We start from the raw sequence: 15,311 nt of genomic DNA, 5'->3' as shown, positions 1-15,311 counted from the left end.
ACAAACCTCAACCTGTCTGTTTAATCCAATAGGGCATCTACGAACGCTTTGGCATTAAACGGACGCAAATCGTCGATGCCTTCGCCTACGCCGATGTAGCGGACAGGAACTGGGCGGTCTGAGGCAAGGGCGGCAAGGATGCCGCCTTTGGCCGTACCGTCGAGCTTGGTCACGATAAGGCCGGTCAGACCCAGAGCTTCGTCAAAGGCTTTTACTTGGTTGACGGCGTTTTGACCGATGTTCGCATCCAAAACAACGATGATTTCATGTGGCGCATCAGGCATGGCTTTTTGCAGCACGCGTTTCACTTTTTTGATTTCTTCCATCAAATGAAGCTGCGTTGGCAGGCGTCCGGCGGTGTCGGCCAGCACGATGTCAATCCCGCGCGCTTTCGCAGCTTGGACGGCATCGAAGCAAACTGCTGCGGAATCGCCCGTAGTTTGCGAAATCACAGTCACATTATTGCGCTCGCCCCAAGCTTGAAGCTGCTCACGCGCGGCGGCACGGAAAGTATCGCCTGCCGCCAGCAATACAGATTTGCCCTGCGCTTGGAAGTATTTGGCCAATTTGCCGATAGATGTGGTTTTACCTGCGCCGTTGATACCGGCAAGCATAATCACGAAAGGCTCCTTGGTTTCCGGCAAGACCAAAGGTTTTTCCAAAGGCTTAATCAAGTCGTACAGCGCATCTTTCAGCGCGCCGCGCAATTCGTTGCCGTCTTTGAGGCCTTTGAGGCTGACACGGTCGCGCACGTCTTTCATCAAGTATTCGGTGGCTTCCATGCCCATATCGCTGGTAATCAGCACGGTTTCCAGCTCTTCGTACAAATCCTCGTCAATTTGTCCGCCGCCGAATACGCCGGCCAGCGATTTCGCCATTTTATCGCGTGATTTGGTCAAGCCTTGTTTCAAACGCGCAGCCCAACTGAGCTTGGGTTCTTCTACCGGAGCAGGGGCTTCAGCCGGTGTTTCCGTAACGGCTTCTTGAGCTTGCTCGACAGTCTCGCTAACTGCTTCAACAGCTTCTTCTTTGACTGCTTCGGCCTGTCCTGCTGCTTCTTCAGCAGCCTCAGCTACTTCAGACGGCATCTCGGCAACGGTTTCTTGAACCTGTTCAACAGCCTCGCTGACGGTTTCAACGGCTGCTTCTTTTGCCGCCTCAGCCTGTTCCGCTGCTTCTTCAGTAGCCTCGGCCACTTCAGACGGCATCTCGGCAACGGTTTCTTTTACCTGTTCAACAGTCTCGCTGGCGGTTTCAACAGCCGCTTCTTTTGCCGCTTCAACGTGTTCTTCTACTTTTTCAACTGTTTCAGACGGCGTTTCGGTCAAAGTTTCCCGAACCTGCTCGACGGTTTCGCTGATAGTTTCAACAGCCGATTCGACAACTGATTCAACATGCCCTTTGACGCTTTCTGCTAAAGATTCGGCATCTTCTTTAATATTTTCAACTACTTGAGCAACTTCAGATTCTATTTTTGCTGCGGTTTCCTGAACTTGAGCCTCCTCGGGAGCCGGAGTTTCCTGTTTTTTCTTGCGACGGAAGAAGCTGAACATTAAATTTTCCTTTTAATTTTAGAAACTTGAAATAGGGAGTATTGTAGCGTATTTTACGTGGCAAGGTCGTCTGAAAATCAAGGTTGTCAGGTTTTGGCATTTCCAACGTCTAATAAGATAAACCATCCATACAGGAAACATAGAGATGAATCCCCGCACATTATTTTCACTTTGCACCAAGTTCGGCTGCCTGCTTGCGCTTGGCGCCTGCTCATCCAAAATGATGGATACCGAAGCCGCAACCGTACCGCAGGCATTGTCCTCATTAAAAACCCCTGACAACCGCCCTGCCAGTGTTTTCCTAAAAAAAGACAAACCCACCCTGATTAAATTTTGGGCAAGTTGGTGTCCTTTGTGTTTGTCCGAATTGGGACAAACCGAAAAATGGGCGCAAGATATAAAATTCGGTTCTGCCAACCTGATTACCGTTGCCTCGCCCGGTTTTCTACACGAGAAAAAAGACGGCGATTTTCAAAAATGGTATTCCGGTTTGAACTATCCTAAGCTGCCCGTTGTGACCGACAACGGCGGCACCATCGCCCAAAGCCTGAATATCAGTGTTTACCCTTCTTGGGCATTAATCGGCAAAGACGGCGACGTGCAGCGCATCGTCAAAGGCAGCATCAACGAAGCGCAGGCATTGGCTTTAATCCGCGACCCGAATGCCGATATAGGCCGTCTGAAAAACACATTTTACAAACCCGACACACAGAAAAAGGATTCAGCAATCATGAATACGCGCACCATCTACCTCGCCGGCGGCTGCTTCTGGGGCTTGGAAGCCTATTTCCAACGCATAGACGGCGTGGTTGACGCAGTATCCGGCTACGCTAACGGCAAAACGGAAAACCCAAGCTACGAAGACGTGTCCTACCGCGATACAGGCCATGCCGAAACCGTTAAAGTCACCTATGATGCCGACAAACTCAGCCTAGACGATATCCTGCAATATTTCTTCCGCGTCGTTGATCCAACCAGCCTCAACAAACAAGGCAACGACACCGGCACGCAATACCGCAGCGGCGTGTACTACACCGACCCCGCCGAAAAAGCCGTCATCGCCGCCGCACTCAAACGCGAGCAGCAAAAATACAAACTTCCCCTCGTCGTCGAAAACGAGCCGCTAAAAAACTTCTACGACGCCGAGGAATACCATCAGGACTACCTGATTAAAAACCCCAACGGCTACTGCCACATCGACATCCGCAAAGCCGACGAACCGCTGCCGAGCAAAACCAAAGCCGTCCCTCAAGGCAAAGGCTTTGACGCGGCAACGTATAAAAAACCCAGCGCTGCTGAACTCAAACGCATTCTGACCGAAGAGCAATACCAGGTTACCCAAAACAGCGAGACCGAATACGCCTTCAGCCACGAATACGACCACTTGTTCAAACCCGGCATTTATGTGGACATCGTCAGCGGCGAACCCCTGTTCAGCTCTGCCGACAAATTTGATTCCGGCTGCGGCTGGCCGAGTTTTACCCATCCAATTAATGCCTCCGCCGTTACCGAACACGACGATTTCAGCTATAACATGCGCCGCACCGAAGTGCGCAGCCACGCCGCCGACTCACACTTGGGACACGTCTTCCCCGACGGCCCGAAAGACAAAGGCGGCCTGCGCTATTGCATCAACGGCGCAAGTTTGAAATTCATTCCTTTGGAAGAAATGGACGCAGCCGGCTACGGTGCATTGAAAGACAAAGTGAAATAACGGATTGAATCGAAAAAGGCCGTCTGAAAAAGATTTCAGACGGCCTTAAATTTATAATTTATTTGGTCATGTCATAAAATGATGCAACAGAAAGTATTAAATACATTACTGATATCAAAATATATTTAATTTTTTTATCTCTAATTTCTTTCCATAAATGCAAGCATATAGGAAGCATCGTAAACACTAGAACCGCAATATTAAAACATAAAAGAAAGAGATATCCTTTAGAACTTTCTTTCCAAAAGGGTATAAAAAAACTTGTACATATCGAAAATCCAATTAGAAAAGAGACAATACTATTTAAAACATCAATAATTCTTGCCTCTATTTGAATAGAAACAAGATACGGAAAATTACATAATTGTAGAAACCTAAGAAAATGAAGATATGCCAATAATACATATATTGGAGTCAAACCCATAAAAGTATCAAATATATTTTTAAAAGGAATTTTTCCATGAAAATGTAATATACTGACTAACAAGCCGATTGGTAACCATATAATCAAATTTTCCTTACTTGGAAAATATTTAAACATCTAAAACTTTCTTCATTATTTTCATACTATATATTTAATTCAAAAAAAGCCATTTGAAGATTCAAATGGCTTTTTTATAAATCAAATTCGTTTTGCCAACTCTTCGGCCTTACCCACATACAACGCAGGGGTCAGCTCAAGCAATTTGGCTTTGGCTTCTGCCGGAATTTCCAACGATTCGATAAAGAGTTTCAACACTTCAGGCGTAATGCCGTCTTTACCGCGTGTCAGGTCTTTCAGCTTCTCGTAAGGATTGGCTACGCCGTAACGACGCATTACGGTTTGAATCGGCTCGGCCAGCAGCTCCCAAGTAGCGTCCAAATCGGCAGCAAGGGCGGCAGGATTCGGCTCAAGCTTGTTCAGACCGCGCAGATGGGCGGCAAAGCCCAATATGGTATAGCCCACGCCTACGCCCATATTGCGCAATACGGTGCTGTCGGTCAGGTCGCGCTGCCAACGGGAAATCGGCAGTTTTTCAGACAAAAAGCCCAATACGGCATTGGCCATACCGAGGTTGCCTTCGGAGTTTTCAAAGTCAATCGGATTGACTTTGTGCGGCATGGTGGAAGAACCGACTTCGCCTGCTTTAACTTTTTGTTTGAAGTAACCCAAAGAAATATAGCCCCAAACATCGCGGTTGAAGTCGATCAGAATCGTGTTGACACGGCTGATGGCTTGGAAGAATTCCGCCATATAGTCATGCGGCTCGATTTGAATGGTGTAGGGGTTGAAGGTCAGGCCGAGGCTGATTTCAACGAAGTTGCGGCAATGGGTTTCCCAATCCACATCGGGATAAGCGACCATATGGGCATTGTAGTTGCCGACTGCGCCGTTGATTTTGCCGAGGAACTCTTGCGCTTGCAGGTTTTTGAACTGGCGTTGCAGGCGGTACACGACATTGGCGATTTCTTTACCCAATGTGCTTGGTGTCGCAGGCTGGCCATGCGTGCGGCTCATCATAGGGACGGCAGCCAACTCATGCGCCATGCCGGTCAGTTTTTTGATGATTTCGGCCAGTTTCGGCAGCAAAACAGTCTCACGCGCTTCTTGCAGCATTAAAGCGTGGGACAGGTTATTGATGTCTTCGCTGGTGCAGGCAAAGTGGATGAACTCGCTGGCAGCAGCCACTTCAGGCACGCCGGAGAAGCGTTCTTTAAGCCAATATTCGATGGCTTTGACATCATGATTGGTGGTCGCCTCAATAGCTTTGACGGCGGCAGCATCTTCAAGCGAGAAGTTTTCGATCACTTTGTCGATTTCGGCAAGCGTAAAATCGCTGAAAGCAGGAACTTCTACAATCTTAGGTTCGGCGGCAAGGACTTTGAGCCAGTTTAATTCAACTTTGACACGCGCACGCATCAGGCCGTATTCGGAGAAAATCGGACGCAATGCTTCAACGGATTTGGCGTAGCGGCCATCTAATGGGGAAAGTGCAGCGATAGGGTTAATCATGTCGGATCTTCCTATGGGATGAAAACCAAATTGTTTGCAATTATACATGATTTTACACTCCAAGGCCGTCTGAAAGACAGGTTTCAGACGGCCTTTTCAGCGTATTTTTCATAAAATTCTTTTCAGAGGTTCAACTTTGCAAAATCGATTTACGATATATGCCATCTTCACGGATAATATCGGCTGACTTTCTGTAAATAATGAGGTTTTATGAATATCAAACGTTTTTCCCTAGCTGCAACCGTATTTGCGGCTTTGATGTTGAGTGCCTGTGAAACAACCACCACATCGAGCGGCGGCGGCAGCTGGACCAACATCGGCACCATCTCTGAAGGCAATATCAAAGTGGCTATTGATAGAAGCAGCATTAAAAGAAATGGCGCACTGGTTACTTTCCGCGATAAAAAAACCGTTTCCAAACTGAAAGAGGAACGTTTCGTCAACACGCCGGCCTATAAAACAGCCATCGGCAGCTGGGAAATTCATTGCTCAAACAAAACCTATCGCCTGGCAGCGCTGCAACTGATGGACGAACACGGCCGGGTAATTTCCAACCAAAGCTATACTCCGACCAGCATCCGCCCAATGAGCGTCATGAGCGGTACGATTACTGAAAAACAATACGAAACTGTGTGCGGACATAAGCTTTAATCCACACTTATTCACAAAGTTATCCACAGTTTAAATATTTAAAAGGCCGTCTGAATGCTTTGAATATCAAGTTTCAGACGGCATTTTTATGTTTTTATGGAAATTTATCTTCAAATTTATCCACAAAATTTGTTTATTCAAAAATAATTTATTAAAGCGATTCATTTACGCTCAAAATTTGCTTCATTCTTTCACAAAATACTGCTTTATCCTCTAGACTGCTATGCATCAAACTGGATCTGCGCTAAATGCTTTTCACACAGGTATTCCAATCTTTTGGAAAAAATTTGCTTCTCCAAATAAATACCTTTCCTTTGAAAATACAATTCTTCTTTAACGCAGCCTTGCCCCTGTTTCTCCGTCAATAATCTGGCTGGGCGTTTTCTGCTTACCTATCAATCCGCCTACAACCCAGACTTTCCTGCCAAACTGTCTTCTGACTTCCCTTTCCGTTTTGCACGCTCGTTTGCCTGCACGATTGCATGAAGTAGAGACTAAAGGCATTTCCAAAACCTGACACAAACGTCTTGCACCTGCGTGCGCAGGAACCCTGACAGCTAATTTACTGCGTCTTTTTCCCTGCAATAAGGGCAATACTTTTTTGCCGGCCGGCAATAAAAAAGTTTTCGGAGCAGGCCATGCTTCATACAGCATGGTTTGGATATTTTCAGACGGCCTTTGCAGCAAAGGTTGCAACTGTTCCAAGCTATGGCCAATGACAATCATGCCTTTGTGTTGCGGTCGTTTTTTCAGATGAATCAGTTGATTGAGTGCTTTAGGCAAAGTAGGGACACAGCCCAAGCCATAGCAAGACTCGGTAGGATAGGCGACCAAACCACCTTTTTTAAGATGCGCCTGCAGCATGCGTTGGGCTGCAGCCGATAAAATTCTGGGGAACATCATCATATACCAAGGCCGTCTGAAACTGTGATTGTCGGACAATCTGTGTTCAGACGGCCTATTTCTATTCATTATTAACGGTTGATGGCTTTATCGGCAATGTCTTTACGGTATTGCATACCGTCAAAACGGATTGTTTCCAATGCCTCATAAGCCTTGCTTTTAGCTTGTGCAACATCATCGCCCAAACCGACTACACACAACACACGGCCGCCGTTGGTTACCACTTCGCCTTTTTCATTCGTTGCAGTACCGGCATGGAAAACTTTACCGATTTGATTGGCCTTATCCAAGCCAAAGATCACATCGCCTTTTTTCGGAGAATCAGGATAGTTTTGTGCGGCCAACACTACGCCTACCGCAGTCTGCGGATTCCATTCGGCGGTAACACTATCCAGTTTGCCATCGATTGCTGCTTCAACCAAATCCACCAAATCGCTATCCAAACGGCTCATAATCGGCTGGGTTTCAGGGTCGCCGAAACGGCAGTTAAATTCGATGGTATAAGGCGCACCGGTTTTATCAATCATCAAGCCCGCGTATAAAAAACCGGTAAACTCATGACCTTCTGCTTTCATACCGGCCACAGTCGGCAAAATAATTTCATTCATCGCGCGCTCATACACATCAGGCGTTACCACCGGAGCAGGGCTGTATGCGCCCATACCGCCGGTATTAGGGCCTTTGTCGTCATCCAGCAGGCGTTTATGGTCTTGGCTGGTTGCCATCGGTAAAACATGATTGCCGTCCACCATAACGATAAAGCTCGCTTCCTCGCCTTGCAAGAAATCTTCAATCACGACGCGCGCGCCTGCATTGCCCATTTTATTGCCCAACAACATATCGTCGATAGCCGCATGGGCTTCATCCAAAGTCATAGCGACAATCACGCCTTTACCGGCAGCCAAACCATCCGCTTTAATAACAATTGGTGCACCTTTTTGGTTGACGTAATCATGTGCCGCATCGGCATTTTCAAAGGTTTGGTATTGCGCGGTTGGAATCTTATATTTTGCCATAAATGCTTTAGCAAAATCTTTTGAACTCTCCAACTGAGCCGCGTATTGAGTCGGACCAAAAATCTTCAATCCGGCAGCACAGAAATCATTCACCACACCCGCAGCCAAAGGCGCTTCAGGGCCGACTACGGTAAAGGTAATATTTTCATTACGGCAAAAATCAATCAAATCTTGATGCGCCGTCAACGCCACATTCTGCAGTTTAGGCTCAATTGCCGTTCCGGCATTACCAGGTGCAACAAAGACAGTTTCTACTTTAGACGACTGCGCTAATTTCCAAGCCAGTGCGTGTTCACGTCCACCATTACCAATAACGAGCAATTTCATACCATCTCCTTGAAGAATAGATGTTGTAAATAAAATTCAATCGATGGAATATTGTTCCATCTTGCATAGCTGTTTCAAATTAAGAATAATATCGCACCAAGACAACCATACTCTAATTTCAAACAACGAAAGGACAAATCATGCAAAAACGTATTGACGAAATTCAAAGCAAATACCGCGAATGGTGCGAATTACTGCCGCAACTGGAAGCAGATATCGCCCGCTGGAAACATGCTGCAATCCTCATGCAAGACATGGATGACTTCTATACCAACGAATACCAAGCATGCCATCAAGCCATTGAAGAAGGGGCAGATGTTGATTTGCGTACACAGGGCGAATACAGCATTATGAGCGAAGATGCCCTATGGAACGCACTGGGGGAATTTCATCAACTGGCTTGGGAACACCTGCGCTCAAGCGTAAATGCTTTAGACAGATACCAAAGCTAAAACATCAAAGGCCGTCTGAAACTTTTGATTTCTCAAATATGTTCAGACGACCTTTTATTCAAACGGCTTTTCAGTATCTACTTCAATTTGGCGCGTATTTTTCCAAGCAGCAATACAAGCTTCATAATCGGCCAACGCTATTTTCACTGTCAACTTACAATCCAGTTGCAAATCCTGTTCCACAATATCGGCCTGATATTGTTTGGCAATCCGTATAGCCTCATTCAAAATAGAATATTCACATTTCAACCAAACTGTCTTTTCAACATTCTTTTCAACAACTTCAGCTATCGCCAATGCCTGAGCCGTTGATTCCTTATAAGCATGAATCAAACCGGGAACACCCAATAGCGTACCGCCAAAATAGCGCACAACCACAACCAACACATCCGTTACGCCGACAGAATCAATCTGTCCCAGAATAGGGCGGCCTGCACTTCCGGACGGTTCTCCATCATCGTTTGCGCGAAACTGCATTCCATCCACACCCAATCGATAGGCGTAGCACCAATGTCGTGCCTTGTGATGCCCTTCCTTTAATGGGTCGAGATATTTCTTCACATCGGCCAAAGTGCGGATCGGATAGGCGTATGCGATGAAGCGGCTGCCTTTATCTTTAAATTCAGCCTGTGTCGGTGTGATAATGGTTTTATAGGTCGTAATCATGCCAAAATATTTTCAGACGGCCTTTGTTGTAAAAGGCCGTCTGAACGTTTCACGTGAAACATCAGTTTTTCAGTGCTTCAGTCAGTTGAGGCACAACTTCAAACAAATCACCAACCAAGCCGTAATCTGCTACATTGAAAATCGGAGCGTCAGCATCTTTATTAATGGCGACAATCACTTTACTGTCCTGCATACCGGCAACGTGTTGGATGGCACCGGAAATACCGATAGCAAAGTACAGTTGCGGCGCAACCACTTTACCGGTTTGACCGACTTGAGCATCGTTTGGCGCATACTCGGCATCCACTGCCGCACGGGAAGCACCAATCGCGGCACCCAAAACATCCGCTAAAGGAGTCAACACTTCATTGAATTTTTCCGCACTACCCAATGCACGGCCACCGGAAACAATCACTTTTGCCTGAGTCAATTCAGGGCGGTCAGACTGGGAAAGTTGACGGTTTACGAAACGGCTCAGGTTTTGAGCAGGCGTTGCCTCAACATTGACCACTTCTGCATTACCGCCTTGTCCGGCAGCATCAAATGCGGTTGCACGGAAAGTCAGCACCAGTTTTTCAGAATTGGATTGAACGGTTTCAAATGCATTACCGGCATAAATCGGACGGACAAATGTCGAGTTATCCACAACTTCGGTTAAATCGGAAACTTGTGGTACATCCAACAGGGCAGCAACCCGGGGCAACAGATTTTTACCAAACGCAGTTGCAGTCGCAGCCACATAGCGGTAATCCGCAGCCAGTTTAACAACCAAAGGCGCTAATTCTTCTGCCAAACCTTCAGCGTAATAGGGCGCATCGGCTACCAAAACTTTCACTACGCCTGCAACCTGTTTTGCCTCTTCAACCACCGCAGCAGCATTACTGCCGGCAACCAATAAATCTACATTACCAAATTTAGTAGCAGCCGTTACCGCATGCAAAGTGGCAGGATTCAAATGTTGGTTATTATGTTCCGCAATAATCAATACGCTCATTTCATACTCCTTAGATCACTTTGGCTTCGTTTTTCAGCTTTTCAACCAATTCGGCAACATCAGCCACTTTTACACCGGCTTGACGTGCTTTAGGTTCGGCAAATTTCACGGTATTCAAACGTGGAGAAATATCCACAGCCAAATCGGCAGGACTTAATTTTTCCAAAGGCTTTTTCTTTGCCGCCATGATATTAGGAAGTTTGACAAAACGTGGTTCGTTCAAACGCAAATCTGCACTGATGACCGCAGGCAGCTTCAATGCAACAGTCTCTTCGCCGCCGTCAATTTCACGGGTTACCAATGCTTCTTCGCCTTCAATTTGCACTTTTGATGCAAAAGTACCTTGAGCCGCATTCAACAACGCAGCCAGCATTTGGGCAACTTGGTTGGCGTCATCGTCAATTGCCTGTTTGCCCAACAGTAAAATTTGCGGATTTTCTTTATCCGCAACAGCTTTCAGCAATTTAGCAACAGCCAAAGGCTCCAACTTCGCATCAGTCTCAACGTGAACCGCACGGTCGGCACCCATCGCCAAAGCAGTACGCAACGTCTCTTCACATTTTTTCTCGCCAAGAGAAACAGCAACAATCTCGCTTACTTTTCCGGCTTCTTTCAGACGGACAGCTTCTTCTACTGCGATTTCATCAAACGGGTTCATCGACATTTTAACATTACCGATATCCACATCGGAACCATCGGCTTTCACACGAACTTTGACGTTGTAGTCCACTACGCGCTTTACTGCGACCAGTGCTTTCATTCAATTCTCCTAAAAAGAATGTCCATCAAATCAAGCATACTGCTTTTGATACATTCTTTATATAAAATCCAATTCGATCTTTCACCAACATGATAAAACCAAATTTGTATAAATCTTGGCAAATAGAGCGGAATTATATCATTTCTAAAGCATTTACTCAGAAAATAAATCCACCCCCTCCAGCAATTATTTACCGTACGCTGCAATACAATCCATCAAGGTTTGATAAACCTCGTCAACATTGGGAATTTGAGCAATACCACCTAAATTTTTTGCATAAGCCGAAACTTGAACGCCGGTCTTGGCCGGATCTGTATCTGTATAAATTCCTACAACAGGCTTTTCCAACGCATTGGCAAGATGCAACAATCCGGTATCTACGCCAATAATACCCTCTGCGTTTTTCAATAAAAATGCAGCCTGTAATAAATTCATTTTGTCGCAAACCGAAGCAAACGGTAAATCGCTTGCAATCTGTTCGGCACGCATTTTTTCGGTTTCATTTCCCCATGGCAGATACACATTGCATTGTTGTTCTTCATTCAACTTTTTCAATAATGCATACCAGTGTTCTACCGGCCATAATTTACTGTCGCGACTGGTTGCATGCAAAGCAACGTAATAGGGGGATTGCAAATTTTTCAGACGGCCTGATTCAGGAACCAACAAACCAAATACCTGCGTTTCAGGCATTGTATAACCAAATGCTTGGGCGAATAATTCACGGTTTCGCCAGACCGCATTTTTACCTTTCGGTACGGCAAATGTTTTACTGTATGCAAAGGCAGCCAAACTTTCACGCGCGCTGTGTTTATCCAAACCGTAAATAGGGGATTTCGCCATTTTGGCAAAGCATGCGCTTTTAATCAGTCCTTGACTATCTAAAACAAAATCAAAAGATTCAGCCTGTAAATCCGTTTTCAGACGGCCTATTTCACGCCATGTTTCAGCCTGAAAAAGGTGTTTGCGCCACTGCCGCCATTTCATTACATGAACCTTTTTGACAAAAGGATGTAAGCGGGCAATATCTGCAAACCCTGCCTCACACAGCCAATGGAGCTCTACCTCAGGACATTGTCGCGCCAAATCTTCAACTGCGGGCAACGTATGAATTAAATCGCCCATACTGGACAAGCGGACAAGTAAAATCTTCATATTTTGGAAAATGTTTCACGTGAAACAACAGAATTTTAAATATAATTTATTGATTATTAATGTATTTTTTTATTTCTTTGACGTTTTCTAAAATAATAGCCCCGGCAGAATACATTTCCTGCCATGCTGATTCAACCGTTTCCGGAGCAATGCCGCGACAAGCAGCCTGATTGACGATGACTTTCCAAGCCCCGCCTTTAAGCAACTGTAAAACTGTCGTTTTCACACAATAATCCGTTGCCAAACCGCCGACAATGACTGTATCTGCATTTTGACAGCGCAACCATTCGATCAAACCTGTACTGAGCTTTTCTTCAATATCGTGAAAACATGCGCCGTAAGGATGTAACTCAGGATCGACGCCTTTCCAAACGCAATAATCGTATTCTTTGGCTGAAGGCAGGCCATCCAACAAATCATAGCCATATGTTCCAACCATCGCATGCGATACCCAAGTCAAATCCGCATCGGGTAAACCCGTCGGTTTCAACATATCAACAGGATTATCCACAAGCCATTTTGCCGCGGCATGATGCGCATCTTTCGTCATTACGCGTAAATCCGCCAATGCAGCTTGGGCATTGAGTTCATCCGCAATCAGGTGACCTTCGGCAACGGGCAATTCTTTCGGACACAAAGGCGTAAACGTTTTTTGTGCATCTACATCGATAGAAACAATCATGTATTAATATAACCTATTGATTTTATTTTAAATAATTTAAATTATTCATTTATTGCCCATATACGGACATTTGGAATAAATGCTTTGTATTATAACAAATTACTACTACAAAATGTGGGAAAACATCTGTGATATGATGACAGTTTGCACAGAATATTTATCCACAAATTATGTCCTATTCTATTACGCCTATTGCAACCGTTCATTCCCCCTACAAACAAAAATTCGGCATTGCCCGCCAACCCGGTTTGGTTCCTGCAGCAGAAATTTGCATTGAACTCACTCCTGAATTTACCGCAGACAGCGTTCGGGGCTTGGAAGATTTTGACTATGTGTGGATAAGTTTTATTTTCCACGGCGTATTGGATGAAGGTTGGGCGCAAATGGTGCGTCCGCCACGGCTTGGAGGCAAACAAAAAATGGGCGTATTTGCCACGCGCAGCCCGCACCGCCCCAATCATCTCGGTTTATCCCTGCTGAAACTCAAACGCATCGAAACAGGCAAACCTGTCCGCATCTATTGCAGCGGCGCAGACCTATTAGACGGTACTCCGGTAGTGGATATCAAACCCTACATCCCGTTTATCGAATCCAAACCTGACGCATCATCAGGCTTTGTCAGCGGCAAACCTGAAGAATTGAACGTTGTCTGGGCAGAAAGTACGCTTGCAGAACATTTATCCACAGAAGAAAAACATCTCATTGAGCAAAGCATCGCCCAAGATCCTCGTCCTGCCTATCAAGATATTCCTGAACGGATTTATGTAATGAATATTGCGGATTATGAAGTACAGTTTAGGATAGAAAACAAATGTGCCACTGTGATTAAACTATCCACAATCTGATTGCAAATTGAATCTATCTACAAACAAAAGGCCGTCTGAAATATTCAGACGGCCTTTTAATTATCCACAGACTGATTGATTCAGCCTGTTATCCTTTAGATTTTGCTGGCAAAAAATTCCAAGGTACGAACCAATTGGCAAGTGTAAGACATTTCATTGTCGTACCAAGCAACGGTTTTCACCAATTGTTTGTCGCCAACTGTCATCACACGGGTTTGAGTGGCATCGAAGAGTGAGCCGTATTCAATACCGATAACGTCGGAAGATACGATTTGATCTTCAGTGTAGCCTAAAGCATCGTTGGCGGCAGCTTTCATGGCTGCATTGATTTCTTCTTTGGTAACAGGGCGTTCGAGAACAGAAACCAGTTCAGTCAAAGAGCCGGTGGCTACAGGAACGCGTTGGGCAGAACCATCAAGTTTGCCGTTCAATTCAGGGATAACCAAGCCGATGGCTTTAGCGGCACCGGTGCTGTTCGGTACGATATTCAAGGCAGCGGCACGGGCGCGGCGGAAGTCGCCTTTGCGGTGTGGCGCGTCAAGGGTGTTTTGGTCGCCGGTATAAGCGTGGATAGTGGTCATCAGGCCTTCAACAATACCGAATTCTTTTTGCAATACCGCAGCCATAGGGGCCAGACAGTTAGTCGTACAAGAAGCGGCGGAGATGACGGTTTCGCTGCCATCCAAAATATCTTGGTTTACGCCGTATACGACAGTTTTCACATCATTGCCGCCAGGAGCCGAAATTACAACTTTGCGCGCACCGGCACGGATATGGGCTTCCGCTTTGGTTTTATTGGTAAAGAAACCAGTACATTCGAGGACAACGTCCACACCCAGCTCGCCCCAAGGCAATTCTTCAGGATTAGGATTGGCAAATACTTTGATTTCTTTGCCGTTCACAACAATCGCATCATCTTTCAATTCGGCAGAGCCTTCAAAGCGGCCTTGAGTACTGTCGTATTTAAAGAGGTGCAGCAGCATATCGGCAGGAGTCAAGTCGTTAACAGCAACGACTTCGATACCTTGGGCTTTTTCAATTTGACGTAATGCCAGACGACCGATACGGCCAAAACCATTAATCGCTACTTTAATACTCATTTTGCTACTCCTAATTAGATGGAATGGGAAAAATTTTTCAGTAAGGCCATTGTATCCTGAAATAAAATTACTTTCTAGGATTAAAGATAATTACTTTTAAGTTGTTTGATTTAAATAAAGAAAACATGAAATTCTTGTTTGTAGGAAAATATCAGGTAAATCGAATCAGTCCTGAATTTTGATATTTTATTTCATAAAAACCATTTTCCAATCTTAAAAGTTTCATAAGTTTATGGAAATCATAAACTTAGTTCTATTTCCTCCTTATTTTGCCATTTTTGTGTTGATAATTCAGTGTTTTCTTCAAATTATAATATTTTAATTCTTAAAATGATGATTTTGATGAAGAACCAAACTATCTGTGGATAACAGGATAACTTTCTTTAAAAATAATTTGATAATTCATTTTTATCTTTGAAGCCAACCCCAACTGAATGCCGGAATAAAAAAGGATAGAATCTTAGTTCTTCTATTTTTCTGTGGATAAAACCCAAATTACC

14 protein-coding genes are annotated in these 15,311 nt (G+C 45.2%); 4 read left to right on the top strand and 10 right to left on the bottom strand.

All coding sequences use genetic code 11. The features are described from left to right. Positions 1–20 precede the first annotated feature (20 nt). Entirely contained in the window at positions 21–1,553 is a 1,533-nt protein-coding gene (gene ftsY, locus HMPREF2952_RS02295) for a signal recognition particle-docking protein FtsY (RefSeq protein ID WP_168165175.1), read from the bottom strand. A gap of 145 nt (positions 1,554–1,698) precedes the next feature. On the opposite strand from ftsY, the gene msrAB reads away from it, so the two are divergent. Further along, positions 1,699–3,267 (top strand): bifunctional peptide-methionine (S)-S-oxide reductase MsrA/peptide-methionine (R)-S-oxide reductase MsrB, encoded by a 1,569-nt coding sequence (msrAB, locus tag HMPREF2952_RS02290; protein WP_039861899.1) that lies wholly within the window; start codon positions 1,699–1,701, stop codon positions 3,265–3,267. A gap of 622 nt (positions 3,268–3,889) precedes the next feature. Here the strand turns inward: msrAB and purB are convergent. After that, complete coding sequence (gene purB / locus HMPREF2952_RS02280) at positions 3,890–5,260, bottom strand: adenylosuccinate lyase (RefSeq protein ID WP_004519181.1); 1,371 nt, start codon at positions 5,258–5,260, stop codon at positions 3,890–3,892. Positions 5,261–5,470: 210 nt separating this feature from the next. On the opposite strand from purB, the gene HMPREF2952_RS02275 reads away from it, so the two are divergent. Continuing rightward, complete coding sequence (locus HMPREF2952_RS02275; protein ID WP_004519182.1) at positions 5,471–5,911, top strand: surface-adhesin E family protein; 441 nt, start codon at positions 5,471–5,473, stop codon at positions 5,909–5,911. Between the two features lie 333 nt (positions 5,912–6,244). On the opposite strand, the gene HMPREF2952_RS02270 is transcribed toward HMPREF2952_RS02275, so the two are convergent. Together HMPREF2952_RS02270 and purD are read right to left on the bottom strand one after the other, a co-directional pair. After that, positions 6,245–6,814 carry an L-threonylcarbamoyladenylate synthase gene (locus HMPREF2952_RS02270; RefSeq protein ID WP_070695294.1) on the bottom strand — a complete coding sequence of 190 codons (570 nt, stop codon included), beginning with the start codon at positions 6,812–6,814 and terminating at the stop codon, positions 6,245–6,247. 71 nt (positions 6,815–6,885) lie between these two features. Further along, entirely contained in the window at positions 6,886–8,157 is a 1,272-nt protein-coding gene (gene purD, locus HMPREF2952_RS02265) for a phosphoribosylamine--glycine ligase (protein ID WP_070695236.1), read from the bottom strand. Positions 8,158–8,297: 140 nt separating this feature from the next. On the opposite strand from purD, the gene HMPREF2952_RS02260 reads away from it, so the two are divergent. Further along, positions 8,298–8,609, top strand: coding sequence for a DUF4298 domain-containing protein (locus HMPREF2952_RS02260; protein ID WP_070695235.1), 312 nt, complete (start codon positions 8,298–8,300; stop codon positions 8,607–8,609). Between the two features lie 54 nt (positions 8,610–8,663). Here the strand turns inward: HMPREF2952_RS02260 and HMPREF2952_RS02255 are convergent, their stop codons facing one another. The 5 genes from HMPREF2952_RS02255 to HMPREF2952_RS02235 all read right to left on the bottom strand — a co-directional run bounded on the left by HMPREF2952_RS02255 (position 8,664) and on the right by HMPREF2952_RS02235 (position 12,866). Then, positions 8,664–9,275: an IMPACT family protein gene (locus tag HMPREF2952_RS02255; RefSeq protein WP_070695234.1), complete on the bottom strand. Its 612-nt coding sequence runs from the start codon at positions 9,273–9,275 to the stop codon at positions 8,664–8,666. A gap of 61 nt (positions 9,276–9,336) precedes the next feature. Next, positions 9,337–10,269 carry an electron transfer flavoprotein subunit alpha/FixB family protein gene (locus HMPREF2952_RS02250; protein WP_049335686.1) on the bottom strand — a complete coding sequence of 311 codons (933 nt, stop codon included), beginning with the start codon at positions 10,267–10,269 and terminating at the stop codon, positions 9,337–9,339. Between the two features lie 10 nt (positions 10,270–10,279). Next, positions 10,280–11,029 carry an electron transfer flavoprotein subunit beta/FixA family protein gene (locus tag HMPREF2952_RS02245; protein ID WP_003686610.1) on the bottom strand — a complete coding sequence of 250 codons (750 nt, stop codon included), beginning with the start codon at positions 11,027–11,029 and terminating at the stop codon, positions 10,280–10,282. 186 nt (positions 11,030–11,215) lie between these two features. After that, a complete protein-coding gene (gene waaC / locus HMPREF2952_RS02240; RefSeq protein ID WP_049335684.1) occupies positions 11,216–12,184 on the bottom strand; it encodes a lipopolysaccharide heptosyltransferase I in 969 nt (322 codons plus the stop codon). A gap of 46 nt (positions 12,185–12,230) precedes the next feature. Further along, positions 12,231–12,866 (bottom strand): nicotinamidase, encoded by a 636-nt coding sequence (locus HMPREF2952_RS02235; protein WP_070695233.1) that lies wholly within the window; start codon positions 12,864–12,866, stop codon positions 12,231–12,233. A gap of 170 nt (positions 12,867–13,036) precedes the next feature. Between HMPREF2952_RS02235 and tsaA the strand changes: the two genes are divergently transcribed. Then, a complete protein-coding gene (gene tsaA, locus HMPREF2952_RS02230; RefSeq protein WP_049335679.1) occupies positions 13,037–13,711 on the top strand; it encodes a tRNA (N6-threonylcarbamoyladenosine(37)-N6)-methyltransferase TrmO in 675 nt (224 codons plus the stop codon). Between the two features lie 95 nt (positions 13,712–13,806). Here tsaA and gap read toward each other — a convergent pair whose 3' ends face one another. Then, the gene (gene gap, locus HMPREF2952_RS02225) at positions 13,807–14,811 is read right to left on the bottom strand and encodes a type I glyceraldehyde-3-phosphate dehydrogenase (RefSeq protein WP_049335677.1); all 1,005 of its coding nucleotides are present in this window, start codon (positions 14,809–14,811) and stop codon (positions 13,807–13,809) included. Positions 14,812–15,311 lie beyond the last annotated feature (500 nt).

The organism is Neisseria sp. HMSC068C12 (assembly GCF_001814095.1).
Taxonomy (GTDB): domain Bacteria; phylum Pseudomonadota; class Gammaproteobacteria; order Burkholderiales; family Neisseriaceae; genus Neisseria; species Neisseria perflava.
Note: the sequence above shows the minus strand (reverse complement) of the source record. Positions and strands in the feature narration are given on the sequence as shown.

Excerpts from the sequence above, each read along its gene's own strand:
- ftsY (WP_168165175.1), bottom strand. The coding sequence starts at position 1,553 with ATGTTCAGCTTCTTCCGTCGCAAGAAAAAACAGGAAACTCCGGCTCCC.
- msrAB (WP_039861899.1), top strand. The coding sequence starts at position 1,699 with ATGAATCCCCGCACATTATTTTCACTTTGCACCAAGTTCGGCTGCCTG.
- purB (WP_004519181.1), bottom strand. The coding sequence starts at position 5,260 with ATGATTAACCCTATCGCTGCACTTTCCCCATTAGATGGCCGCTACGCC.
- HMPREF2952_RS02275 (WP_004519182.1), top strand. The coding sequence starts at position 5,471 with ATGAATATCAAACGTTTTTCCCTAGCTGCAACCGTATTTGCGGCTTTG.
- HMPREF2952_RS02270 (WP_070695294.1), bottom strand. The coding sequence starts at position 6,814 with ATGATGTTCCCCAGAATTTTATCGGCTGCAGCCCAACGCATGCTGCAG.
- purD (WP_070695236.1), bottom strand. The coding sequence starts at position 8,157 with ATGAAATTGCTCGTTATTGGTAATGGTGGACGTGAACACGCACTGGCT.
- HMPREF2952_RS02260 (WP_070695235.1), top strand. The coding sequence starts at position 8,298 with ATGCAAAAACGTATTGACGAAATTCAAAGCAAATACCGCGAATGGTGC.
- HMPREF2952_RS02255 (WP_070695234.1), bottom strand. The coding sequence starts at position 9,275 with ATGATTACGACCTATAAAACCATTATCACACCGACACAGGCTGAATTT.
- HMPREF2952_RS02250 (WP_049335686.1), bottom strand. The coding sequence starts at position 10,269 with ATGAGCGTATTGATTATTGCGGAACATAATAACCAACATTTGAATCCT.
- HMPREF2952_RS02245 (WP_003686610.1), bottom strand. The coding sequence starts at position 11,029 with ATGAAAGCACTGGTCGCAGTAAAGCGCGTAGTGGACTACAACGTCAAA.
- waaC (WP_049335684.1), bottom strand. The coding sequence starts at position 12,184 with ATGAAGATTTTACTTGTCCGCTTGTCCAGTATGGGCGATTTAATTCAT.
- HMPREF2952_RS02235 (WP_070695233.1), bottom strand. The coding sequence starts at position 12,866 with ATGATTGTTTCTATCGATGTAGATGCACAAAAAACGTTTACGCCTTTG.
- tsaA (WP_049335679.1), top strand. The coding sequence starts at position 13,037 with ATGTCCTATTCTATTACGCCTATTGCAACCGTTCATTCCCCCTACAAA.
- gap (WP_049335677.1), bottom strand. The coding sequence starts at position 14,811 with ATGAGTATTAAAGTAGCGATTAATGGTTTTGGCCGTATCGGTCGTCTG.